Below are 23630 nucleotides of genomic sequence, written 5' to 3' on the forward strand. Positions count from 1 at the left end.
AGCTACCGCAGCCTCCGGAACCTTCCGCCCCTCGGAATAGCAGCGTCCAGCCGCACGGCAGCAACAAAGCCCGAGGACGGGGAACCTGAACCAGGGGACTGCGGGCGCACAGCCAGAGTTCTGATTCCATCCGGTGCAGCCGGGGTGAAAGTCAACAGGGTACTTCGGCCAACGTTGTCTTTCGAAGTGCATTGGTAACGGGTACCGGCATTGTCCTGCAGCAGGATGCCGGATAGAGCCGTGGCTTCCACCGCCGTCGGGCAATGGACGTGGACGATGACGCTGTCGTCCCAAAGCTCCAACGAGGTGACCAGGAACCGCCCATGGACATCGAAGTGCTGATATGTACAAGACTGAGGAATAACGACGGCGAGTGGTCCGCCACTGTACAGGTCGGCCCCTGCTAGCGGAGCGGGCCGGTGGCCGGTGCGGACTTCTTCTCCGGTGGTCATGACGAGTACCGGTTGGACGCAACATACTCCAAGGCACGCTGCCTTTCCGGCCTTGTGAGGTTTTGTGATGCCCCGCAACCAGCGCAGACCAGCACGCCGGAACTGTCGGCTGTGGCCGCTGCTTGGATGACGGGCTCTATCAGGCGGTGTTCGGCGATTTGGTCACAGGCGGGGCAATGGATTTCAAAGGTTGCCAGAAGGCGCGAAGCCGGGCGGCCTGGCTGGAACATAATATTCCTCCGTGCTTACCTGAGCGGCGTTCAGCCTATGTTGCCGTGAGGGCCGCTGCAGGAGGGGTGCCGCGGCAGTTGCTTAGCTGCTAGCAGAAGGTTCATTTATTTCACGCCCAAACCACGAAACGGTCAAGACGTTTGTGCACATTGATTTTCGACGGTCATCCGGGGCGGCGGGCCAGAATGCGTCTCAATCCCTTGGCCACAGCACCGATTAGCAAAGCCCCAGCCATTTTGCGCACAGCAGTTTTTCTTCTACCGTGCCAACCACCTTCCATTGTCGCCGCAGGACCAGGTGGCAGGGGCTCGTAGATGCTTCCCGCTGTCAGTGGGGCCGGCTCTTTACGGGACAGTTGCGCGCCGTCGACGAGCACTGCCATGACGCTTTCTACGGCCCGCGGAGTGAGCCTATGCTGCAATGCCATGGCACGTCCCAGCGGCCCGACGACTGTTTCTGCGCGCGGTGAAAGCGCGACGTCGACAATGGTGCGGGCTGCTTTTTGAGGTGCGTAGACCGGAGGCATGGCGAGTGCCTTCCGCCCGGTGTAGTTAGCCCCGTGCTCAAAGAAGGGGGTGTCGATAGTCGAGGGCAGCACCGTACAGACTTTGATCCCCTTCCTGCCAGCAAGTCGTAGTTCCGAACGCAGGCTGACGCCCAAAGCCCGGACAGCGGCCTTGGACATCGAGTAGGCCGAGCTATAGGGCTGCGCGATTTCCCCTATGACCGACGAGACGTTCACAATGACGCCGTACCCTTGCGCCTGCATCTGTTCCAGCGCGGCCCTGCAGCCGTGGACGTAGCCCATGACGTTGACATCCATGACCCGCCGGAAGTCTGCGAGAGGTACGTCCAGGAACGGGGCAAAGAAGCCCACAGCCGCGTTGTTGACCCAGATATCTATCCGGCCGAATCGGTGCACTGCCTGCTCTGCCAGACGTTTTACCGCCTCGGCGCCGCTGACATCTGTTGGGACGGCAAGGGCTTCGCCACCCAATCGTTCACACTCCGCCGCTAATCCATCCAAGGCCGATTCGCGCCGGGCGGCGAGGACCACCTTGGCGCCCTTCCGGGCGAAGCGAAGAGCAGTGGCGCGCCCTATGCCACTCGAAGCTCCAGTGACAACGACGACGGAATTTCTTGCTCGCACGGCGGTTCCTTTCACACGGGGGCCGCCCGGCGCAGTTACTTGACCAGTTGGGAAAGTTCGGGGTGGTCTGCATAGACGTCCGGGGCATTCTCCTGTGTCACCGATTCCGGCTCCAGCAGGTAGGCCGGAACAACTTTTTCGCCATTGTCGTACGTTTCCGTGTCGGTCGCTGTCGGGTCGTCGTCCTGAGCCAAGGCTTTGATGATGGCCGTCGCCTGCAAGACCAGCTCCTGATCATCTTCATACGTGGTGGCATACTGTTCGTTGCTCATCATGGACTCCACGGCAGCCGGCTCCGAGCCGGTTCCCGTGACAACCGGCATGTCCTTCCCTGAACCCTCCACAGCCGAAAGGACAGCCTGTGCCTGGGCATCAGTTGCTGCCAGTACGCCGTGCAGATCCTCGGACGCATAGCTGTCGGCGAGCAGCGTTTCAACGCGCGAGGCGGTTGCCTCCGACGTCGAATCCTGCGCAGCCACCTGGTCGAAAGCCTGCTGGCCGGAGGGAATGCTGATTGTCCCGTCGTCGATCTTCGGCTGCAGGACACCCATGGCGCCGTCGAAGAAGGCCTGCGAGCCTGGCTGTTCCGCAGGGCCGGCGAAAATCTCGATGTTGTGCGGGCCGCCGCCGCGCTCGGCCAAGCCGGCCAGCAGCGCCTGCGCCTGCAGCTCACCGGACTTTGAATGGTCATAGGCGACAAAGTAGCCGACATTGGGTGTCCCGGTTATCAGCGTTTCATAAGAGACCACCGGGATGCCCAGTTCGCCAACCGCTTCCAGTCCGCTAGCCACTTGGGCCGGATCAGCCGGGTCGATGATGAGGACTTCCGGACTGCTCTCGATCATGGTTGTGAGCTGTTGTTGTTGCTCCTGCGCGTCCGCGGCTACTTGGATGTTCGGCTCGAAGTTTGCTTCACTGATGGCCGTTTCGAAAGCCTGCTGCAGGTTTTCCGCGTCATCGCCGGACAAGAGAATGCCAATATTGGACCCCGTCTCGAACCCGCCCGCACCGGCTGCCTCAGGCCCGTCGCCGGTGGAGCCTCCGGTATCCGATTGGTTGCACGACGTCAGCAGCAACGCGGTCAGGACGACAGAGGCCGGCCCCGCTTTGGTTAGCTTGCGCATGTTTGCCCATCCTCATCTATGCTCGCCAGATTAATAAGACTACTTACTTTTGGTTCTATCACAGGCGACGGGAATGGAGAAGCAGGAATTCGGGAGCGGCCGCCCGGGGCCAATGGGGGAGCGCGGGGAAGGCGCCTCAACCTCCGTAGCCCCGCGGTCAAAGGTACGCTGGATAGATGAGTGCCGCAGCCCCGTCCACCGTCACTTTTGGCGCCCGCTTCGCCCGTGAACTCACCGAGCTGGCCATCCCGTGGCAAGCGGAGGAAGCTCCCGAGCCGCAGCTGCTCGTGCTCAACGAGCCGCTGGCCACGGAGCTGGGCTTCGACCCTGCCTCCTTGCGGAACGCCGGGGGCCTGCGCCTGCTGATCGGCAACGCGGTCCCCGAGGGCGCAACTCCGGTGGCCCAGGGCTACGCCGGCCACCAGTTCGGCTTCTACTCGCCGCGCCTGGGCGACGGACGCGCTCTCTTGCTCGGTGAGATTGCCGACGCCGACGGCGGCCTTCGGGACATCCACCTCAAGGGTTCCGGCCGCACGCCGTTCGCCCGCGGCGGCGACGGCCTGGCCACGGTCGGCCCGATGCTGCGCGAGTACGTGGTCAGCGAGGCGATGCACGCCCTGGGCATCCCCACCACCCGCTCCCTCGCCGTGGTCGCGACGGGGCGGCCGGTACGCCGCGAGACCTTGCTGCCGGGAGCAGTGCTCACCCGCGTGGCAAGCAGCCATCTGCGCGTGGGCAGCTTCCAATATGCCCGCGCAATGAACGACGACGCCTTGCTGCGCCGCCTGGCCAATCATGCGATCGCACGCCACCATCCCGGAGCGGCGGAGGCGGATAACCCCTATCTCGCCCTGTTCCAGGCGGTGGTTGCCGTGCAGGCGTCGCTGGTGGCCCGGTGGATGCTGGTGGGTTTCATTCACGGCGTGATGAATACCGACAACATGACTATCTCGGGGGAGACCATCGACTACGGGCCGTGTGCCTTCATGGACGCTTTCGATCCGGCTACCGTCTACAGCTCGATCGACGAAAACGGGCGCTATGCCTACGGCAACCAGCCGCTGGTGGCGGAGTGGAACCTCGCCCGCCTCGCGGAGGCTCTGCTGCCCCTGCTCCACGAGGACCCGGAGCAGGCCGTCGCGCTCGCGCAGGAATCGCTCAGCGCCTTGCACGGCCAGTACAGCGCCGCCTGGCTGGCCGGCATGAAATCCAAGCTCGGTCTGCCCGAGAGTCTCGACGACGAGGCCGCCTCGCCGCTGGTGGACGAGCTGTTCACCCTCCTGCAGGAGCGGCAGGTCGACTACACGTCCTTCTTCCGAAGCCTCGCCAAGGCGGCCCGCGGCGACGCCGAGCCTGCGCGCTCCATGTTCCTGAGCCCGGCAGCCTTCGATGCCTGGACCGAGCGCTGGCGCGCCCTCGACCCGGACGCAGACCTGATGGACCGGACCAACCCGGTCTACATTCCCCGCAACCACCTCGTCGAGGAGGCCCTCGCCGCCGCTGTCGACGGCGACCTGGAGCCGTTCAGCCAGCTCCTGGCTGCGGTGACCGCGCCTTTCGAGGAGCGCCCCGGCCTTGAGCGGTACGCCTCCGCCGCCCCGGAAAGCTTCGGCCCGTACCGGACTTTCTGCGGCACCTAAAGCCAGGCCGTGGCGCTGCTGCACCCGCTTCGCGGGACGAGTCTTGAAAGCGGCGAGCCGATGATGGAAACTGGTAAGCACGCTTAGCACCTTGGGGGCCCTCCGGAACTCAGCCTAAGGAGCAGGACCATGACACCCACACCCAAACAGCCCCTGACGGATGACAGCATCAGGGTCCGCCAGCTCAGCCACTACCAGTTCACCTGGGTAGCCGGCGACCCGGGAAAGCCGGGAACCTGGACCTTGCAGCTGGTCCTCGATGAAGGCGCCTGGGAGGAAGTGCTGACCATCGACGCCGACGACGCCGACAACCTGCAGGATCTTCTCTTCACCGCGGAGACCGTGTACTACGACATCGGCCGGCAGACCCTCATGTTCGGTACCACCAAGGCCGGCCAACACTAGGAGCAACCGAACTCTTTGCACTCTTCAACCGGCCACGTGGTCCTGCTCGGTGACTCCATCTTCGACAACAAGGCCTACGTCGGCGGCGGTCCTGACGTCGTTCATCAGCTCCGCGGTGAACTTCCGCCAACGTGGCAGGTAACCCTCCTGGCCATCGACGGTGACGTCATCTCAGGAGTCCTCCGGCAGCTTCGTTCCCTGCCGCGCGACGCGACCCATCTGGTGATCAGTGCCGGCGGGAACGACGCGCTGGGATTCGCCTACCTGCTGCAGTCGCCTGCGAGTTCGGTCGCCGAGGTTCTCGGCTGGTTCGGCGACGCGCAGGACCGGTTTGCCGCGGATTATGAAGCCATGGCGGAAGCGGTCGCGGCTACCGGGCTGCCCGCCTCGGTCTCGACCATCTATGACACTCCCGCCTCCGGGCCCGACTACCGGATCATCAGGACGGCGGCGTCCTTCTTCAATGACTGCATCACCCGGGCAGCCTTCGCCCGCGGCCTGTCGCTGATCGATCTCCGCCTGATCTGCAACGAGGACGGGGACTACGCCGATCCGATCGAGCCGTCGGTCCAAGGCGGCGCCAAGATTGCCCGCGCCATTGCCGCCGTCGTCGGTCTCCGCCGAGGGTCCGCCGCCTCCACCGTTATCGGGGGGACGGCAGGATAGGAGCAAGGGCGCACCCCAGTTATCGAGGACTGGGGCATGGTTACTGTGGTGCTGCCCAACATTGGGGGCCACAATGGTTACGGCGGAAGCGGCCGCGAGAGTGGTTTGGTTCCGTCCGCAGCGTCTTCCTTGGGGGCGGCCGTATACGCGGCCGGGGTGGGAACACCCGAGATCCGCGGCAGAAATGGCTTGAAGCGAGTTGGCTTGGGGAGGCCTGGCTTCAGGCCATTTCGCATGTCCGGGCAGGTCCTAGAGCTCGCGAAGGTAACAGAGCATTCTGTAGTCCTTGCCTGGCTGAATGTTGGTGAAGCCGTGGCGTTCGTAGAAGCGGCGGGTGTCGGTATCAACCTCATCGACGTTGATGTGCATTTCGGCTGCGCCCCGCTCACGGACCCGCAGGAGCGCAGTCTTTAGCAAATCGGTCCCGATGCCCTGGTCCCGCAGGTCGGGTTGCACGTAGAGCTCCTCGAGCTGGGCTAGAGTCCCGTCGTAATACGGCGTTGGGCGCAGGGTCAGGAACGCGAACCCGGTCGGAGCCTCAGCAGTCCCGGACAGGAGTACAAGCACGTTATCGCGGACCAGCAGGGACCTGAAGCGGGCGGCGAACTGCTCGGCGGTAGGGCCGGGTGTCTCAAACTCGTTGTTGAAGTCGTACAGCAGGCGACCGACAGTGCTCGCCTGCTCGGGCCCGGCAAGGAAGACATCGGTCACGGCCATGAAGCCATTCTGAGGGTTGGCCTGCAGGTCTGGAAGGCCCGGACGCTGCTGGACGGCTGTCCGGGCCGGCCGCATGTGCAGCCGGCCCGGATGCCTCCGTCAGCGCAGGTCGAAGCGGTCGAGCTCCATGACCTTCACCCAGGCTGCCACGAAGTCCTTGACGAACTTCTCCCCGCCGTCGTCGCTCGCGTAGACCTCGGCCAGCGCGCGGAGCTGGGAGTTGGAGCCGAAGATCAGGTCGACCGGTGTGGCAGTCCACTTTAGCTCGCCGGTGGCAACGTCGCTGATCTCGTAGACGTTCTCCTCGGCCTCCGATGCCATCCACTTGGTGCCGGGAGAGAGGAGGTTGACGAAGAAGTCGTTGGTCAGGACCTGGGGCCTGTTGGTGAGAACGCCGTGGGCGGTGCCGTCGACGTTGGCGCCGAGGGCGCGCATGCCACCGACGAGGGCTGTCATTTCCGGCGCGGAAAGGTCCAGCAGGTACGCTTTGTCCACTAGGAGGGTCTCCGGCTGGAGCTTCTCACCCGGACGGATGTAGTTGCGGAATCCGTCCGCCCGCGGCTGCAGGTATTGGACCGACTCGACGTCGGTCTGCTCCTGCGAGGCGTCGGTGCGGCCGGGGCGGAAGGGGACTGTGACATCGAAGCCGGCGTCCCGGGCTGCCTTTTCCACCGCTGCGCAACCGCCGAGGACGATCAGGTCCGCCAGCGACACTTTCTTGCCGCTGGTCTGGGCGGTATTGAACTGCTGCTGTACCCCCTCCAGCGCCTGCAGGGCATCGGCGAGCTGCTCGGGCTGGTTAACCTCCCAGCTGCGCTGGGGCTCCAGCCGGATGCGGGCTCCGTTGGCGCCGCCGCGCTTGTCGGTCTTACGGAACGTGGAGGCCGAGGCCCAGGCCGTGCTGACAAGCTGCGGGACGGACAGGGCATCCAGGAGCTGGGCCTTGAGCGAGTCCGTGTCCTGCTCATCGATCAGCTCGTGGTCCACCGCGGGGACTGGGTCCTGCCACAGCTGCGGTTCCGGAACCCACGGCCCGAACATGTGCGGGCCAACCGGCCCCATATCGCGGTGCAGCAGCTTGTACCAGGCCTTGGCGAACGCCAGCGCGAACTCGTCCGGATTCTCCAGGAACCGTCGCCCGATCTTTTCGTAAATCGGGTCGAAGCGCAGCGACAGGTCCGTGGTGAGCATCGTGGGCCGGTGCTTCTTCTCCGGGTCGTGGGCGTCCGGGATGATCTCCGGGGCGTCCTTGGCTACCCATTGGTTGGCGCCGGCGGGGCTCTTGACCAGCTCCCACTCGTGCTCGAACAGGATCTCCAAGAAGCGGTTGCTCCACTGCGTCGGCCGGTCCGTCCAGGTGACCTCGAGCCCGGAAGTAATTGTGTCACCGCCCTTGCCCGTCCCGTAGGTGCTGAGCCAGCCGAGTCCCTGGTCCTCCAGGTTTGCGGCCTCGGGCTCGGGGCCCACGTGGGCGTCAGCGTCGGCTGCGCCGTGGGTCTTGCCGAAGGTGTGGCCACCGGCGATGAGCGCAAAGGTCTCCTCGTCGTTCATTGCCATCCGTTTGAAGGTCTCGCGGATGAACGCTGCCGCGAGCTTGGGATCCGGGTTGCCCATGGGACCTTCGGGATTGACGTAGATCAGACCCATTTCCGTCGAGCCGACCTCCGGGGCCATCGTGCCCTCGCCGACATAGCGTTCGTCGCCCAGCCACGTGTCCTCGGGCCCCCAGAAGATCTCCTCCGGTTCCCACACGTCCTCGCGTCCGAAGGCGAAGCCGAAGGTCTTGAAGCCCATCGACTCGAGGGCGACGTTGCCTGCGAGGACAAGAAGGTCGGCCCAGGAGAGCTTCCGGCCGTACTTCTGTTTCACCGGCCATAGCAGCCGCCGGGCTTTGTCGAGGTTGGCGTTGTCGGGCCAGCTGTTCAGCGGCGCGAACCGCTGGCTGCCGTCCCCCGCGCCGCCGCGGCCGTCGTGGACGCGGTAGGTGCCGGCAGCATGCCAGCTCATGCGGATCATCAGGCCGCCGTAGTGGCCAAAGTCCGCAGGCCACCAGTCCTGGGAGGTGGTCAGGACCTGGATGATGTCCTGCTTGAGTGCCTCGACGTCGAGCTTCTGGAACTCCTCGCGATAACTGAACGTGGGGCCGAGCGGGTTGCCTGCCTGGTTATGCGCGTGGAGAACGGAGAGGTCGAGCTGGTTCGGCCACCAGTCCGCAACGGTCCGCGGCCGGTGCGCCTTGGGCTGCGGTGAGTCGATCGCCGGGTTCTCGCTCTCGCTGCCATGCGAGGTCACGCTGTCAGGGGCGACCGGACACCCAGCTTCGACCTTGCGGTCCAGACCCTGGGCACTTCCCGGGGTGGGGATCGGGGGATGGTCCTGTCGATCGGTCATGTGCTTCCTTCCATATGGCCGAGGCCAAGGTCGGACTCGGGCAGCCGGTCTAACCCTCCCATTTCACCATGAAGGAACGCCGCGGGGGAGAGCCTTTCGGCGAATTGCATGAACACCCGTACCTTGCGACAACCTTGTTTGCCGTCATTGCCGTTCTGTTTCACAGCAGCCTCACAGTTTGGCCACAGTAGGGCCTTATGGCCGGGCCGGAACGTGGAGGTAAGGCAAGCAACATTCATTAGATTCCACGTCCGCACCATCGTGTAGCAATGCACATCTGGGGGAGTCGACATGCGACTTGCAAGATCCGTTCCGCAGCGTTTCCAGAACCATCCGCAGCACCGCACGAAATTGTGGACCGTTGCGTTGTGCGCGGGACTGGTCGGCGGTGTTGCCGCATGTTCGGACGACCCGCGGCCGGCTGTGGGCTTGGAGGCCCCGCCGGACCCGTCTATCGTGCGGGAGGTAGTGGAGCCCAGCGGGCTGCGGGGGCATCTGGAGGCGCTGCAGGCGGCGGCCGACGCTAACGGTGGGAACCGCGCCGCTGCCACCGGGGGCTATGAGGCGTCCGCGGCGTACGTCGAGGAGCAGTTGCGTGCGGCGGGGTACGAACCGCGCCGGCAGGACTTCAGCTACGACGGCCAGGACAACCCCGTCGACACGTTCAACATCCTGGCCGACACCGGCAGCGGCTCGGGCAGTGTGCTGGTGCTCGGCGCGCATCTGGACTCGGTCCAGGAGGGGCCCGGACTCAACGACAACGGCAGCGGGGTCGCCGCGGTGCTCGAGGTCGCGCTGCGGCTCGCCGAGGAGGGCGCCGTGCCGCGGGAGCGGATCCGGTTCGCGTTTTGGGGCGGCGAGGAGGACGGGCTGTACGGCTCGGCATACTATGTCGAGGAGCTCTCCCGCGCGGAGTCCGCCGCGCACGTCGCGTACCTGAACCTCGACGTGGTGGGCTCGCCGAACGCAGCGGTGTTCGTGTACGACGGCGACGGCTCCGACAGCGAGGAGGCCGGGCCCGAGGGGTCGGGGGCTGTCGAGCAGGTTTTCCTGGACATCCTGCGCGCCGAGGGGGTCGAGGCGGTGCCATTCGGATTCATCGGGGATTCGGACTACGACGCGTTCGTGCAAGGTGGCATTCCGGCCGGTGGCCTGTTCACGGGCGACGCGGGCACCAAGAGCGAGGCCGAGGCAAGCACATTCGGCGGACAGGCCGGACTGCAGTACGACGAGTGCTTCCACCTCGCCTGCGACACCATCGAGAACGTGGACATGGCCATGCTGGAGCAAATGACCGAAACGCTCATGAGCGCGACCGTCTCGCTCGGCCGCATCGAGGGCGGCCTCGACAAGCGGCCGGCGACCGGGGAGAACGCCGGGGCGACACCATCCGGGCCATCATCGTGATGAGTGCCATCACCCGTGGGTCTCCTAGCGGTCGTGCTGGATAGCCCAAAGTACTACGGCAGTGCCACCGGGCGGGGCGTCCGCAGCCGGGACAGCAGCCAGACCGTCCGGGGGAGCGAGCAGACGATGGCCAACGTCAGTGCCGGGACAAGTGCGGCGCCGACGTCGGGAAACTGGCGGATGATGACGGCGAGGTAGGTTTCGAAACGGGCCGGCGCGTAAACGAATGCCAACCAGACGAGGAATGCGTCGAGGGCTAATGCCCCACTAGCCCAGAGGACTAACCTCCAACTGTGCCGGGCCGTGCGGACGAGCCTATTTCCGGACGTGCGATTCCGTATGAGGACGCCGAGTACCAGCGCAAGGCTCGCCAGTTCGGCGAGCAGCAGCGCCAGGGCAACGGCCCAACCGTACTGCTGCAGCCAGTCCTCCTTAGCGGTCAGAGGTTGGGGCGGCTGCCCGTGAAGAATCCGCAGGACGTTGCTGTCCAGCGTCTGGAGCCGGGACGGCGCGGACGTATCGTTCCCATTGATCAGCAGGGCAAGGCCCAGCCCGGAGGACGGAACCAGAGCCTGGTAGGTGTGCGTGTTGCCCCACTCACCTTGGTGCTCCAGCAGCAACGGCAGGTCGTCCGCAGCTGGCGACGCCAGTGGGTCCGTGGATTCCAGCAGGGGGCGGGCAAACCAGGCCATGGCATATCTTTTGGATTCATCCACGCGGACCTGCGGTGTCAGCAGCGTCTCCACACTTTCCGGCCGAAGAACGCGGCGGTCCAGATAACGTCCGTCCTCCAGCAGGGCGATCAGTTCGTGGCCCAAGTCCTGTGCAGAGGAGTACATGGTGGTCGAGGGCATCCCCGTGGTTGCCGCAGGCACATCCGTCTGCCGCCAGAAGGTGCCGAACCACAGCGAGTATCCAGCCGCCAGGTAGTCCGCACGTGCAGCTTCCCTCGTGGTGTGGCTGTTAGCCATGTCCAAGGGCGCGAACACATGATCCTGCATGTAGTCCCCGAACGGCTGGCTGGAGACCGTCTGCACCAAGAGGCCCAGGATGTTGTAGTTGGCATTGGAATAGGTGAAGCTCTCGCCGGGATCGTTGAACAGGCTGGCATCTGCCAGCTCCCGCACGCCTTGTTCGAGCGCGTCCGGGTCCTGCGTGTCCGAGGCGCCGAAAGCCGAGCCGTCGGCCGTGGACAATCCGCTGGTCTGATGGAGCAAATGCCGGACGGTGATCTCGGCCGCGCGGTTGTCCGCCATGCTGAACCACGGCAGGTACGTGCGCACAGGTTCATCCAGCTCCAGCCGGCCGGCCTCCACCTGCTGCATCACGGCGATGGCGGTCAGGGATTTGCTGGTCGACGCCAGAAGCACCGGCGTCTGTGCGGTCATCGGCCGCCCCGAATCGTCGGCGCGGCCAAACGCCGCCTGGTGTACCTGCCGGCCGTCACGGACAATAGCGACGGCGACTCCCGGAATTCCGACGTCGTCCATCTGTTCCTGCAGATAGTCGTCAACTGCCGCAAAAGCTCGATGCTCCGAACTGGGTTCCGGCCAGGGGAGGACCGGTTCTGGTGGCCCTGTCCCGAGCGTCGCCGCGCCGGCCGCTGAGACCGCCGACCAGATTCCAAAGGCTGCCGCGCAGACTGCGAAGGCGAGGACGCAAGCGGCCGCACAGGCGAGGGCGAGGGCGGCCGGATAGTGCCACGGAGCCGTCCCCCTCCGTTCGCGGATGTTGCCCATACCCGCTCCTGTAACTCGGGCTGCGGTTCATTTACCGTAGGGCCGGGCTTGTCGGACCGCAATAGTGCGGGACCCACAGGTCTATGAACGTGCGCCGCGAGGAAGGCGCGGAATGCTGGTTCTGGCAGTTCTACCATTGACGAAATTGTGATGCAAGTCATAAAGTTTCTTTTTACGGAAACAAAGTTCCACGATACGGTTTACGTCTCGGCTCCCGGGGCGGGGAAGTGACAGCCATGACTGCTAGGAACAACGACTTGGGTGATTCCGACCTGGCGGTCCGCAACGCCGATCCTTCCCTGTATAACGAAGATCTCGCCCCGCTACCGGCGTCACAGCGAACCTGGGGCTGGTTTGCCATCTTCAATGTCTGGTCCAACGACATCCAAAGCTTGGCCGGGTACACCTTGGCGGCGAGCCTGTTTATCACCGCAGGCATCAATGGCTGGTGTGTCTTCGCTGCCATCCTCCTTGCCGGTTTCATCGTGAAGCTCCTGGTCGATCTCAGCGGACGCCCCAGTGTCAAATACGGCTTTCCTTATCCCGTCCTCGCACGTGCCTCCATGGGTGTGCGCGGCGCGCAGTTCCCGGCGATCGTCAGGGCAGTCGTCGCTGTGTTCTGGTACGGCGCGCAAACGTACTTCGCGTCCACTGCCATTGCCTTGGCGCTTAATGCCGTTCTGGGCAACCCTGAAGGCGCAGAATTCCTGGGCATGAACTGGGCCTCCTGGGCATCCTATGTGCTCGCCTCCGTGCTGCAGGTTGCACTTTTCCTTGGCGGCATCGACCGGATCGCGAACTTCCTCAACATCGTCGGGCCTGGCGTCTATGTAGTGATGATCGCTCTGCTGATAGCGATCTGGGTGCAGGTCGGGCCCAGCCTGCCGCAGGCCGTGGGCACGCTCTTTTCCAATGACGATGTGACCGGCTGGGCAGCAGTCGCCGCGTTCGTGGGAGTCGTGGGCACGATGATCGCTTACTTCGCCGCCGTCGTCATCAACTTCGGGGACTTCGCGCGCAACGTCCGCAGTGAACGGGCCATGCGGTTCGGCAACTTCACAGGCCTGCCGCTCAGCTTGGCGCTCTTCACCTTCCTGTCGGTGTTCATTACGGCCGGCGCCTACCTCCTCTACCAGGACGGCGAGGGCAACCCGCTGACTAATCCTGCCGACATCGTCGGCCTTGTGGACAACGTCCCGCTGACAGTTTTGGCGGCCGTGACCTTCCTCGTTGCGACGCTAGGCATCAATGTCGTGGCAAACTTCATCCCACCGTCATACTCGCTGTCCAACATCAACCCAGCCAGGATCTCGTTCCGTACGGCAGGTATGATCACCGCGGCTGCCGGCTTCGTCATTGGTGCGCTCTGGGTAGCCGTCATCGCGAACATCGGCCTGCCGCGGTTCGTTGACACCCTGGGCGCGGTGCTCGCACCGCTCTACGGCATCATCATCGCCGACTACTACATAGTGCGGAAGCAACGGTTGAACCTGAACGACCTTTACTCCGCGGACCCGAATGGGATCTACCACTTCACCCGCGGCTGGAACCAGCGTGCAGTGGTGGCCTCCGCCATCGCCAGCGTTTTCTCCATCCTGACTGTATGGCTGCCGCAGTTGGCGCAGCTAAGCGGTTTCGCCTGGGTTTTCGGCGCGGTCCTCGGCGGGCTCTTCCATTGGCTCGCCATGCGCGGCCACGTGGTCATAACGTCTGCCGACGACCGCTGACATATACCTGCATCACAACTGACTGGTGGCACTGGACCGAGCCGTCCCGCCGTTATCGCCGCGGCGGAGACGGGTGAGCCCCTTCCGAGGCTTAGCGGGTGGGCAGGCCGTAGTGCTCGGCGACCAGTTCGACCGTGCGGGCGTGGATCGCGCGTGAATGCCCTCCGGTAACCAGCATCAGTTCGTCGGCTCGGGTTTGCTCGTGGAGTTCTTCAAGTCCTTCGGCAACTTCGCTGACGGTTCCGTGGAGGGTGCGGTCGGTCCATTCATCTAGGAATTGCCGCTCTTGGAGCGTAGCGGGGTAGTCTTCGACGTCTTTCGGATGGAGGATGGAAAAGCCCTGCTGCTTGAACATGCGCATCATGCCCATGGCCGAGGTTGCCGACTGGCGCCGGGCTTCGGCCGGGTCGTCGTTGGCAATCGCTCCCACACTGATCAGGCTGTACGGCTTGTCCAGGAACGTGGACGGGCGGAAGTTCTCGCGGTAGATCTGCATGGCATTGAGGACGTCGGCGCTGCCGAACTGCAAGGCGAAGGCGTAGGGCCGGCCGAGCCGCGCGGCCAGGTGTGCGGAGTAGACCGAGGAACCCAGGATCCAGACATCAGGACCGGTCTGGGTCCGCGGGACCTGGTTCTGCTCGTCCTGCCAGGGCCCCGGCACGGCGTGCACATGCTGGTAGGGGTGGCCCTGCGGGAAGTCGTTGCCCATGAATCCGAGCAGTTCTTCGATCTGTTCGGGGAACTCGTCGTTCGCCATGTGGTGCCGGCGCAAGGCCATCGCGGTCGCGCCGTCGGTGCCGGGCGCGCGTCCCAGGCCGAGGTCGATGCGTCCCGGGGCCAGTGTCTCGAGCATTCCGAACTGCTCGGCGATCATCAGGGGCACGTGGTTGGGCAGCATGATCCCGCCCGCACCGAGCCGGATGTTCTCGGTCTCGCCGATCAGCCGGGCCACCATGAGTTGAGGTGACGACGTCGACGCGCCGGGCATGGCGTGGTGCTCGGACATCCAGAACCGGTGGAATCCCCGGCGGTCGGCCAACTGCGCCAGCGAAATGACATCCTCAAATACTTCCTGCGTTGAAAGGCCGACGCCGGTTATGGCGTTATCGAGCACGGACAGGACGAACGGGGCGGTGCCGGACGGGGCTGGGCGATTCATGAACTACCTAACTTCTCACGGATATGTAACGCTTTTGGCGTGATGTCCAAGATTACCCGCTTGTCACGTTAAATATCAACTTATGCCGTGAGGGGGTCGATGAGCGGACTTTCTTGCGGGCGCCGCGGCGTGAAGCAGCGACGCCCGCAAGGCGGTCAACTTCTCGGATTACGAGCGGGCCAACGCAGCCGCGGCGCCGTCGGCCGCGGACTCGACCAGGTTGCTCTTGGCCAGCGGCTTCGCGGTCTCGACGGCGCGCGCCCAGTCGTCGGTGGACGCCACGGCGGCGAAGTTCGAGTTGAGCAGGGCCATCAGGGTGGTGTGCACGGTCTTCGCGTCGACCCTGCCGGCGCTGTTCGAGATGTTGATGGCGCCAGTCGCGTCCGAGAGGACCTCGGTGTTGAATGCGTGGATCTCAGCGTCGCTGGCGGAGGCGATGATGCAGTTGTTGGTCATGTATCCGACGAGCGTGATCGTGTCGATCCCGTTCTCCCGGAGCCACTCCACCAGGCCGGTGCCGGGGAAGATGGAGCTGTACTGCTTGACCACAGACTTCCACGTGTCGGACTTGCGCTCTTCCAGCGAGGAGTGAAGCTGGAACTCGGTCATCGTCGGATTGAACACAGGCGCTTCGTCGCCGGCCGAGTGCTGGACAGCGACCACCGGGATATTCGCCTTCTCCGCGGCATCGACGGCCGCCGCGATGCGCTGGATCGATTCCTCGCGCGGCGGGTACTGGATGGGCAGGAGTCCGGTGAAGTATTCCTGCTGGGCATCGATAACAATCAGGGCGCGACGGGGAGCCGTCATGTCTACCTCCTGGGTGGTTGGTGGGCGCGGGTTTTGCGCTCTTTCCCAGTCTCGCCGCCCCGCATTCGTGCGACAATTGGCACAAGTGCACATAAACGATGAAAACAGGCCAACCAGGAGATGATGGGTTTGCGGATCGCTGTTTACGCCTTCGAGGGGGTCACGATGTTCCACCTCGCCGTACCGCAGATGGTGTTCGGCGAGGTGGCCCGTCAGGGACTGGCCGAATGGGAAACGGTTCTATTTACGGACGACGGCGATGCCATCCGCACCGCGGAGGGGTACCAGATCGGCGGGTTGGCCGGCCTCGACGCCGCTGCCGCTGCCGATGTGGTAGTCATTCCCTCCTGGGACGAGAACGGAAAGCGTCCATCAGGGGAACTGGCCGGTGCGCTACAGCAGGCGCATGGGCAGGGTGCCACCGTCGTCGGACTTTGTCTCGGGGCATTTGCCCTCGCCGACAGTGGACTTCTCGCCGCCCGCCCTGCCGTCACCCACTGGCACGCGCTCGACGCGTTCAGCCAGCACTATCCCGACATCCCGGTTGACCGAACTGTCCTCTACATCGACCACGGCGACGTGCTGACCTCCGCTGGCACGGCTGCGGGGATCGACGCCTGCCTCCACATTGTCCGTTCACGCCTCGGAGCGGAGGCGGCGAACCACGTTGCCCGCAGTCTCGTCGTTGCACCGCACCGCAGCGGTGGCCAAGCCCAGTACATCGAGCGCCCCATTCTGCACCCCGGCGGCACGAACCCCATCGCGGAAGCGCTCGACTGGGCGATCGAGCACCTTGGCGACAAGATCAGCGTTGATGATCTTGCCAAGGCTTCGCACATGAGCCGCCGCAGTTTCATCCGCGCCTTCCGGGCGGCAACGGGAACGACGCCGGCAACCTGGCTTCGGGCGCGACGCCTGGACGAAGTCCGGAGGCTCCTGGAGATCACAGACCTTCCGATCGATCGCATCGCAGCCCAATGCGGGTTCTCGAGCCCCATCACCATGCGGCAGAACTTCATGTCCGAGTATGCGACGACGCCTTCGGAGTACCGACGGCGCTTCAGCGCCTCAGCCCCTTCGCCCTACTCGGCGAGCGAGGCGTAGACCACGTAGTTGTCTTCGAAAATGCCGGTGTCCGGGTTGTAGCCCTCGCAGGTAATCAGGCGCAGTTCCGGTCCCTCGGTGTTGCCGTAGACCTCGAACGTGGGGAACTGGTTCTTCTGGTATTGTTCGCCGCGGTCCACGGTGAAGAGAACGCTGATGCCGTCTTCGCGTTCGATGCGGATGCTGTCGCCCTTGGCCAGCTCCGGCAGTCGGGCGAAGACGCCCGGGGTCTGGCTGAGCGAGTTCACATGTCCCAGCAGGACGGCCGGGCCGGGATCCCCGGGGGCGGGGGAGCCGGAGTACCAGCCGGCCGGGGCACCGGCATCCTCCGGCGGCACTTCCAGCGTCCCGTTTTCCTGCAGGCCCAGATGGAGCAGCTCCGAGGAGACGCCGATCTTCTCGATCTGCATCGACACCGGCGCGGCTGCAGGGTCGGCAGCCGGATTGCTTGGCTTCGCCGCCGGCGCCGGGGCGGAACTGGAGCCAGCCGCGGAACCGGGGGCAGCTGTGGAACCGGACGGGGAGCCGGCTGCACGTTTAGCGCCGGACGTGGGGTCAGAGGCGGGGGCGGGCGCCGTCGTCGTTGTTTGGGTTGGTGGTGTTGGGCTGGAGGGCGGCGAGGTGCCGCAGGCGGTCAGGAGCAGGGCGGCCGTCGCGGTCAGCAGTGCTGGTCCGCGGCGGCCTTTTCTACCAATCGTCATGGCTGGTGAGCTGTCCTGCCGTGCCTAGGACTTGGCCATGCTGCGGCGGACAATCCATGTTCCGCCTGCCGCCGCGGCCAGCACCAGGCCGCCGCCGAGGGCGAGCATTTCGGTGGTGTTGTTCTCCGTGACTTCCACGCCCGTGTCCGGGGCGCCGTCGGGCATTGCGCCCATCTGGGAGGCGGCGAGCGTGCCGCAGGCTGCCGGCGAGGTCGCGGCCAGCGGCAGCTCGGGAACGAGGTCGCTCATCTTCTCCTGCGCCTCCGCGCTCAGGGTTGCCGGATCCAGGCCATGGACAACGACGACGGCGGTGCCCGCCTCGAGCGCGGCGGCGGTGTCCGCATTGAGCTCGAACGTGCGGTCGTAGGTGTAGGCGCCGCCTTGGCCGCCGACCTCGAGGGTCAGTCCGGCGTCGGGGCTGGTGTCGCCCGAGGTGGTCAGCGTGGTGCCGATGTGGCCGTAGAAGGGGTGGCCTTCGGTGGTGGAGACCACGCCGTCGCCGTCGGTATCTGCCTCCGGGCCGGGGCAGGTACCTTGGGCGGCGATGTGGATGTGCTGGACGTGCGGGTAGGGGGCGTCGTTGAAGGTTTCGGCCAGCCCGGACACATCCATTTTGACGTGGGCCTGGTTGCCGGTGACGTCGACCATGACGGTGCCGGAGGCGCTGCTGTTGTTCATCGCGCCGAGGTTGGCCTGGTAGTGGTCGGAATCGCCGTGGGCCATGGCGGGGGAGCTGGCCAGGGCGACGGCGCCCAGGGCCAGGGCGGGAATGGTCATCAAACGCATCTTCTTGTTCACGAAAGGATCCTCCAGAATGCGGGTTGCAACGCTCCCGTTGTGGAGCGCATACAAGGTCTTCGGAGTGACCCGCACCACGGATTGGATTCTTTTGAAGAACGCGAAAAATTACCTCGGCGAAACGTTGCGGCAACGTCGAACGGACAGCATGGAAAGGGACAAACAACCGGGGACAGGGAGTCACAATGAAACGTGTTGGATTGATTCGCACTCTATCTACCGAGGCTCGAGGGCTGCTTCAGCTCCACGGACAGATCCTGCAATCGGCCTTTCCCTTTGCTGTGGTCTCCCGAGCCGTTCCGTTCCAGCCCGAGGCGGTGCACGACGCCGAATCCTGCGTCCGCGCCGCCCCCAAGGTGGTTGCCTTGGCCAAGGAGCTGGCTCCCACGGTCGACGGCATCATTGTCAGCTGTTCCGCCGATCCTGGTCTGGCAGAAGCACGCCTGGCCGTGGACGTCCCGGTGGTTGGAGCCGGGGCAGCGGGCGCAGCGGCGGCCTTGGCCATGGGTGCTCGCGTTGGCGTCCTCGGCCTAACGCCGGAGGCGCCCGAAGCGGTTGCCTCCGTCCTGGGCGCCCGCCTCCTCGCGGTTGAATCACCGCAAAGCGTCAACTTCAGCAGGGAGCTGTTGACGCCGACCGGAGTCTTCGAGAGTCTCGACGCCGGCCACAGACTGGCGGATGCCGAGGCCGACGTGATTCTGCTGGCCTGTACCGGCTTCACGAGCATGGGCATCGGCAAGGAACTGCACCGGCGGCTCGGTCTTCCCGTAGTCGACGGTGTCCTGGCCGCCGGGGCAGCCCTCGCTGCTGCCGAGTCCGGACGCGCAATGTCGCCAGCTTCGGTAGGTACGGCCGCGTAGCCGAGGCCGGACGCTGGAGACGCTCACCCCGGATTCTGCAGGCCGGTCAGCCATTCGCGGGCCATGTCGAGGACCTGCTCCGGATCGCTGGTTGTCTCGATCGCAGGCCGCGGCCGGCGTGGACCACGGATAATGCGCGCCCGGAAACCATTGTTGCCGGATTCCTGCCAGGCCCGGATGACGAGCGTAACGGGAACTGCGTTCTTGCCAAGGCCTTCGTCTGCTGTGCTGGTCATGATCAACCACTCCCTCGATGCGTTGTGTGCGAGTGGGATCCACAGTAGGAAGTGGAGTTATGTTTTACCTATGAAGCGGCCCTGCCCTGGATATGAGTGGTGGGCTCAGCGCTCGTAGTTCGCGGCTCAGAGATCGGAGTCGAGCGTGAATCCGCAGCTGCAGCGGTAGGTGCGGACCGTTGTTGCCTCGGGTTCAGGCAGGACCGTGTCGGCGGTCAGAATCATGAGGGGTGCGGTGATCGGGAGATCGGCGGCGTTGACCAACTGCATCGGTTCCCCGCAGTGGACATGCTCGGCGATGGTCCGGGCCAGTGCCTCGTCTTCCTGGCAGACTGAGGAGGCTTCAGCAGCGGGAGCGGAGTTCCCTGTGCAGCCGCGCCACCGCAGGCCTTCTGACGAGAATGCTTCTACTGCGGTCATACTGATTTTTCCCCAGGCGTAGGCAGGACAGGTCCTCGGTGCATTCGATGGCTCCTTAGTCCGGCCGGCTTCGTTGCCGGCGACAACATCAATCGTACGGCTCGTGCTGTCCTGGTGACAGGGGGTATCTCGGGTCCGCAACCTTTCCGTAATCTGCCAGGACCAGAAAACAACGGAATCGCAACGCTCCACCGCGGCTGCAGAAAGCACGTGTGGAATTATTCAACCGGGCGAGCAAAGGCAGCGTTTATGCAGTGGTGGGAAGTCCTGGCGGGAATCGTCGGCGGATTCCTGCTGATCTACGCCGCGTTGTTGTTTCTGCTGTGGCAGTATGCGCGGAGAAACCCGGAAACGGTGGCCTTGCGCGATGCGCTTCGGTTGCTTCCTGATCTGCTGCGACTCGTTCACAGCCTGGCCAAGGACCACGCCTTGCCGGCCGGCGTGCGGCTGCGTCTGTTGTTGCTGCTCGTGTATCTGGCTTCCCCCATCGACATCGTTCCGGACTTCATCCCGGTCCTCGGCTACGCCGATGACGTGGTCTTGGTTGCCCTCGTGCTGCGTTCGGTCATCCGTGCCGCCGGGTCGGAGCCCCTGGGCCGGCATTGGCCCGGAAACGACGCGGGCCTGCGCATCATCCGCAAGCTTGCCGGCCTCCCGTCGGCGCTGGTCGACGAAGACCCTGAAAACCCCTAACAAGGAGCAGCCGGCTGCGCTGGGATCACGTCGGCTCGGATCCCGCCGGCGGCAGGTCCGGATTCAGGTCTTCAACCCGCGGGTCCTCCGCGGTCCACACCTGCAGTATGGCCCAGACGACGGCGGCCAGCGGCACCGAGAGCACGGCGCCGATAATCCCGGCCAGGATGGTACCCGCGGTGAGCGCGAACAGGATGACGAGCGCGTGCAGCTTCAAGGCGTTGCCCATCACTATCGGCTGCAGCAGATCGCCCTCCAGCTGATTTACCGCAATCACAATGATGACAACAATCAGCGCCACTACTGGGCCGTTCGCCACCAGCGCTACCAGCGCGGCGAGGATGCCGGCCACGGTGGCACCCACCAGCGGGATGAATGCGCCAAGGAACACGATCATGGCCAGCGGGATGGCCAGCGGAACCTGCAGGATCAGCAACGCGATTCCGATGGCCGTGGCATCCACTAGCGCTATGATCGCCGTACCGCGGACATAACCGCCCAGGACCTCCAGCGTGCGGGAGCCGGCCCGGCGCAATTTGGCCGCACGCCGTCCGCCGAACGGGCGCAGGAAAAAGTTCCAGATCTTCTCGCCATCCTTGAGGAAGAAGAACAGCACCACCACCATCAGCGTGGTGCCGGCGATGAACTCGGTGACCGCCGAGAGACCTGTAAGGGCGCCGGATCGGACCTGCTGGCTGGTGGCAAAATCGATCAGCGCCTCGCGAGCCTCGTTGATCTGTGCCTGATCGATCGGTAGCGGGCCGGTCAGAAGGAAGGATTGCAGCTCGTCGAGACCGGATGCGGCGGCGGTGACGAGCTCGTCCCATTCACTCCGGACCGCCATCACAATTACCGTGGTCGTCGCGGCCAGCAGCACCAGCAGGCTCAGGAAGGCGATTACCGTGGCCAATGCTCCCGGCACGCCCTTCCGGCGCATCACGTTCACAAACGGTCCGATCGCCGCGGCGAGGATCAGCGCGATCATCACCGGGATGACCAGCAGGCGGATTTGCAGCAGCCCGTAGATGGAGACCGCTACAAGGGTCAGAATCAGAAGGACTTGGGCCGCGCGGCTCCCCGCGCGGCCCAATCCATCATGCCATGCCCGTGCACCCGGCGAAGCTTGGTCCTGCCTGCTGACGTGGCTGCTCATGCAGTCCTCAGGCGGCGGCCGGCTGGGCGTGGCGGACGGCCCGCCGGCGGGCATTCCGCTGTTCCTGCGCCCGCGCCAGCTGCTGCTGGCGTTCGGCCTCCTGTTTGTCGGCAATGAGAGACGAGTGCAGGCGCACTCGCTCATCGTGGGGGACCAGCATCAGATAGTTGGGCAGCGTGGCGATCATATGCCGGACCTTGGGACAGAACGGCCGGACCGCCAGGCGCCTGCGCTGGGCATCGGATAGTGCGCTGGTGATCAGGCTGGAGGCCAACGCCTTGCCCATCCGTCCGCCTGGGACATCGGTAAAGAGCAACCAGATCTCGCCGTCCTGGATCTGGTAATGCAGAGACGCCACCACGACTCCGTCAATGTAGGCATCGAACTGTGAGGCGCCGAAATTGTCCCGTACTACAGGCTTCATGGGGGTTCGCCTTTCTCGTAAGCATGCTTTCTTTTCCGTACTCGAAAGCAAAGCATGCTTACTAACTCGATGCAAGACAGATCGGTCTCTTTTTTGGTTTGCTACAGAATTGGTCGGCCGCCGGTGACCGCAATCCGGGCGCCGGAGATATAGCTTCCGTCCTCGGATGCCAGCAGTACGTAGGTCGGCGCCAGTTCGGCGGGCTGTCCGGCCCGGCCCAGCGGAGTGTTGCTCCCGAAGGATTCGACTTTCTCCGGCGGCATGGTCGACGGGATCAGCGGAGTCCAGATCGGACCCGGGGCAACGCTGTTAACCCGGATGCCCTTCTCGCCCAGCAGCTGCGCCAGGCTCGCGGAGAAGTTGGCAATTGCCGCCTTGGTGGCGGCATAGGGCGCCAGCGTGGGGTTCGGCATATCCGAGTTCACTGAGGAACTACCGATGATCGAGGAGCCCGGCGCCATGTGGGGGAGTGCCGCCTTGACCAGGTAAAACATCGCATTGATGTTCACCTTGAAGGTGTGCTCCCACTCCTCGTCGCTGATCTCCTCGATCGTCTCGTGCGTCATCTGGTAGGCGGCATTGTTGACCAGAATGTCGATCTTGCCGAACTCCTGCACGGCCGTGTCGACGATCTTCCGGCAGTGCTCCGCGGTATCCAGGTCGCCGCGCACCAGGACTGCTTTCCGGCCGGCCTCCTCCACCAGCCGGGCCGTGTCGCGGGCGTCCTCGTCCTCGCTCAGGTAGGAGATCAGCACATCGGCGCCTTCGCGGGCGAACGCGATGGCTACGGCCCGGCCAATCCCGCTGTCGCCGCCGGTGATGACCGCGGCCTTGCCCTTGAGCTTGTCCATGCCGCGGTAGCTCTCTTCGCCGCAGTCGGGCACCGGCGTCATCTCGGACTGGATCCCGGGTACTTCCTGCTGCTGCTTGGGCTGGTTCATGTCGGCCTCCTATTGGAATGCTTGATCGGGTTGCTGTCCGACAATAGTAAGCAGACTTACAAGAGGCACGACGGCGGACGTCGCCTTTGGCGCTGGCAAGCCGTTGCGCCCGGGCTTGAGCCAATCTTGAGCACGGTCCCAACCTTGAGCAAACTTTGAGCCGAAGCTTCGCGAAGCCCGGCGCGTTCCTTGAGGTCGAACCGTCAAAGTAGTCAATATCAGCCGGAAAGCGCAGAACTAAGCTGATCCGCCCTTCTTGGGGGAGGGCGGATCAGCTGCCAGGTGAAAACGCAAAGAGGGTGCGGCCACGTGGTGGCCGCACCCAATTGAGTAGTGATTCAGTCAGTCTTTCTTGAAAGCGTCCTTGACCTTCTCGCCGGCGTCCTTGAGGTCTGCCTTGGACTGGTCCGTCTGGCCCTCGGCCCGCAGGCTCTCGTCGTCGGTGGCGTTTCCGGCTGCTTCCTTGGCCTTGCCGCCTGCACGCTCTGCGGCGTTGCCGATCTTGTCATCCAAACCCATGGTGTTTCTCCTACGGTCGATGGTTGCTGCCGGTGTATCACCCGGCAGACCGGACATTCCTAACCCTACTTACTATCTCCATCGTCCGCCAGCGCTGGAACTTTGAATCGTTGTTGACCCGGCCGCCGCAACCTTGCGTTAAACGCATCGTATAACCCGTTTT

Annotated in this window: 23 protein-coding genes; 8 read left to right on the forward strand and 15 right to left on the reverse strand. The window is 64.5% G+C overall.

Translation table 11 applies throughout. The features are described 5' to 3' along the window. Positions 1-846: 846 nt before the first annotated feature. Positions 847-1848, reverse strand: coding sequence for an SDR family oxidoreductase (locus AC20117_RS14460; protein ID WP_335644152.1), 1002 nt, complete (start codon positions 1846-1848; stop codon positions 847-849). Positions 1849-1868: 20 nt separating this feature from the next. Next, entirely contained in the window at positions 1869-2957 is a 1089-nt protein-coding gene (locus tag AC20117_RS14465; RefSeq protein ID WP_074699136.1) for a substrate-binding domain-containing protein, read from the reverse strand. Positions 2958-3133: 176 nt separating this feature from the next. Here AC20117_RS14465 and AC20117_RS14470 point away from each other — a divergent pair, with 176 nt between their 5' ends. The 3 genes from AC20117_RS14470 to AC20117_RS14480 all read left to right on the forward strand — a co-directional run bounded on the left by AC20117_RS14470 (position 3134) and on the right by AC20117_RS14480 (position 5668). Beyond that, a complete protein-coding gene (locus tag AC20117_RS14470) occupies positions 3134-4597 on the forward strand; it encodes a protein adenylyltransferase SelO (protein WP_074699135.1) in 1464 nt (487 codons plus the stop codon). A gap of 129 nt (positions 4598-4726) precedes the next feature. Continuing rightward, complete coding sequence (locus tag AC20117_RS14475; RefSeq protein WP_074699134.1) at positions 4727-5002, forward strand: hypothetical protein; 276 nt, start codon at positions 4727-4729, stop codon at positions 5000-5002. Between the two features lie 15 nt (positions 5003-5017). Then, positions 5018-5668, forward strand: a complete 651-nt coding sequence (locus tag AC20117_RS14480) for an SGNH/GDSL hydrolase family protein (protein ID WP_074699133.1) — start codon at positions 5018-5020, stop codon at positions 5666-5668. Positions 5669-5917: 249 nt separating this feature from the next. Here AC20117_RS14480 and AC20117_RS14485 read toward each other — a convergent pair whose 3' ends face one another. Together AC20117_RS14485 and katG are read right to left on the reverse strand one after the other, a co-directional pair. Then, the gene (locus AC20117_RS14485) at positions 5918-6385 is read right to left on the reverse strand and encodes a GNAT family N-acetyltransferase (protein WP_074702846.1); all 468 of its coding nucleotides are present in this window, start codon (positions 6383-6385) and stop codon (positions 5918-5920) included. Between the two features lie 99 nt (positions 6386-6484). Then, positions 6485-8776 (reverse strand): catalase/peroxidase HPI, encoded by a 2292-nt coding sequence (katG, locus tag AC20117_RS14490; protein ID WP_074699132.1) that lies wholly within the window; start codon positions 8774-8776, stop codon positions 6485-6487. A 291-nt stretch (positions 8777-9067) separates the two neighbouring features. Between katG and AC20117_RS14500 the strand changes: the two genes are divergently transcribed. Next, positions 9068-10183, forward strand: coding sequence for a M20/M25/M40 family metallo-hydrolase (locus tag AC20117_RS14500; RefSeq protein WP_236777315.1), 1116 nt, complete (start codon positions 9068-9070; stop codon positions 10181-10183). A gap of 53 nt (positions 10184-10236) precedes the next feature. On the opposite strand, the gene AC20117_RS14505 is transcribed toward AC20117_RS14500, so the two are convergent. Next, complete coding sequence (locus AC20117_RS14505; protein ID WP_083339521.1) at positions 10237-11922, reverse strand: serine hydrolase domain-containing protein; 1686 nt, start codon at positions 11920-11922, stop codon at positions 10237-10239. 257 nt (positions 11923-12179) lie between these two features. Here AC20117_RS14505 and AC20117_RS14510 point away from each other — a divergent pair, with 257 nt between their 5' ends. Next, positions 12180-13649, forward strand: coding sequence for an NCS1 family nucleobase:cation symporter-1 (locus tag AC20117_RS14510; protein ID WP_236777316.1), 1470 nt, complete (start codon positions 12180-12182; stop codon positions 13647-13649). 91 nt (positions 13650-13740) lie between these two features. Here the strand turns inward: AC20117_RS14510 and AC20117_RS14515 are convergent, their stop codons facing one another. After that, positions 13741-14808, reverse strand: a complete 1068-nt coding sequence (locus tag AC20117_RS14515; protein WP_074699130.1) for an LLM class flavin-dependent oxidoreductase — start codon at positions 14806-14808, stop codon at positions 13741-13743. A gap of 168 nt (positions 14809-14976) precedes the next feature. Next, positions 14977-15618: an isochorismatase family protein gene (locus AC20117_RS14520; protein ID WP_074699129.1), complete on the reverse strand. Its 642-nt coding sequence runs from the start codon at positions 15616-15618 to the stop codon at positions 14977-14979. 129 nt (positions 15619-15747) lie between these two features. On the opposite strand from AC20117_RS14520, the gene AC20117_RS14525 reads away from it, so the two are divergent. Beyond that, positions 15748-16722, forward strand: a complete 975-nt coding sequence (locus AC20117_RS14525; RefSeq protein WP_170837977.1) for a GlxA family transcriptional regulator — start codon at positions 15748-15750, stop codon at positions 16720-16722. Here AC20117_RS14525 and AC20117_RS14530 read toward each other — a convergent pair. Both AC20117_RS14530 and AC20117_RS14535 read right to left on the reverse strand, forming a co-directional pair. After that, positions 16701-17423, reverse strand: coding sequence for a class F sortase (locus tag AC20117_RS14530; RefSeq protein WP_074699127.1), 723 nt, complete (start codon positions 17421-17423; stop codon positions 16701-16703). The genes AC20117_RS14525 and AC20117_RS14530 overlap by 22 nt on opposite strands. A gap of 24 nt (positions 17424-17447) precedes the next feature. Next, the gene (locus AC20117_RS14535) at positions 17448-18299 is read right to left on the reverse strand and encodes a GVDTG sorting domain-containing protein (protein ID WP_335644164.1); all 852 of its coding nucleotides are present in this window, start codon (positions 18297-18299) and stop codon (positions 17448-17450) included. Between the two features lie 107 nt (positions 18300-18406). Between AC20117_RS14535 and AC20117_RS14540 the strand changes: the two genes are divergently transcribed. Then, on the forward strand, positions 18407-19081 hold the full coding sequence (locus tag AC20117_RS14540) for an aspartate/glutamate racemase family protein (RefSeq protein ID WP_074699126.1): 675 nt from the start codon (positions 18407-18409) through the stop codon (positions 19079-19081). A gap of 23 nt (positions 19082-19104) precedes the next feature. Here the strand turns inward: AC20117_RS14540 and AC20117_RS14545 are convergent, their stop codons facing one another. Further along, entirely contained in the window at positions 19105-19317 is a 213-nt protein-coding gene (locus tag AC20117_RS14545; RefSeq protein WP_074699125.1) for a hypothetical protein, read from the reverse strand. A gap of 126 nt (positions 19318-19443) precedes the next feature. Continuing rightward, positions 19444-19737 carry a hypothetical protein gene (locus AC20117_RS14550; protein WP_074699124.1) on the reverse strand — a complete coding sequence of 98 codons (294 nt, stop codon included), beginning with the start codon at positions 19735-19737 and terminating at the stop codon, positions 19444-19446. 249 nt (positions 19738-19986) lie between these two features. Here AC20117_RS14550 and AC20117_RS14555 point away from each other — a divergent pair, with 249 nt between their 5' ends. Beyond that, positions 19987-20430, forward strand: a complete 444-nt coding sequence (locus AC20117_RS14555; RefSeq protein ID WP_074699123.1) for a YkvA family protein — start codon at positions 19987-19989, stop codon at positions 20428-20430. A 25-nt stretch (positions 20431-20455) separates the two neighbouring features. Here the strand turns inward: AC20117_RS14555 and AC20117_RS14560 are convergent, their stop codons facing one another. The 4 genes from AC20117_RS14560 to AC20117_RS14575 form a co-directional block, all read right to left on the reverse strand. Continuing rightward, the gene (locus tag AC20117_RS14560) at positions 20456-21583 is read right to left on the reverse strand and encodes an AI-2E family transporter (RefSeq protein WP_074702838.1); all 1128 of its coding nucleotides are present in this window, start codon (positions 21581-21583) and stop codon (positions 20456-20458) included. A gap of 7 nt (positions 21584-21590) precedes the next feature. After that, complete coding sequence (locus AC20117_RS14565; protein WP_074699122.1) at positions 21591-22007, reverse strand: GNAT family N-acetyltransferase; 417 nt, start codon at positions 22005-22007, stop codon at positions 21591-21593. A gap of 101 nt (positions 22008-22108) precedes the next feature. Further along, on the reverse strand, positions 22109-22948 hold the full coding sequence (locus tag AC20117_RS14570; RefSeq protein WP_074699121.1) for a glucose 1-dehydrogenase: 840 nt from the start codon (positions 22946-22948) through the stop codon (positions 22109-22111). Positions 22949-23290: 342 nt separating this feature from the next. Then, entirely contained in the window at positions 23291-23467 is a 177-nt protein-coding gene (locus AC20117_RS14575) for a CsbD family protein (RefSeq protein ID WP_074699120.1), read from the reverse strand. Positions 23468-23630 lie beyond the last annotated feature (163 nt).

Origin of the sequence: Arthrobacter crystallopoietes, assembly GCF_002849715.1 — a bacterium.
GTDB classification, from domain to species: Bacteria; Actinomycetota; Actinomycetes; order Actinomycetales; family Micrococcaceae; genus Crystallibacter; species Crystallibacter crystallopoietes.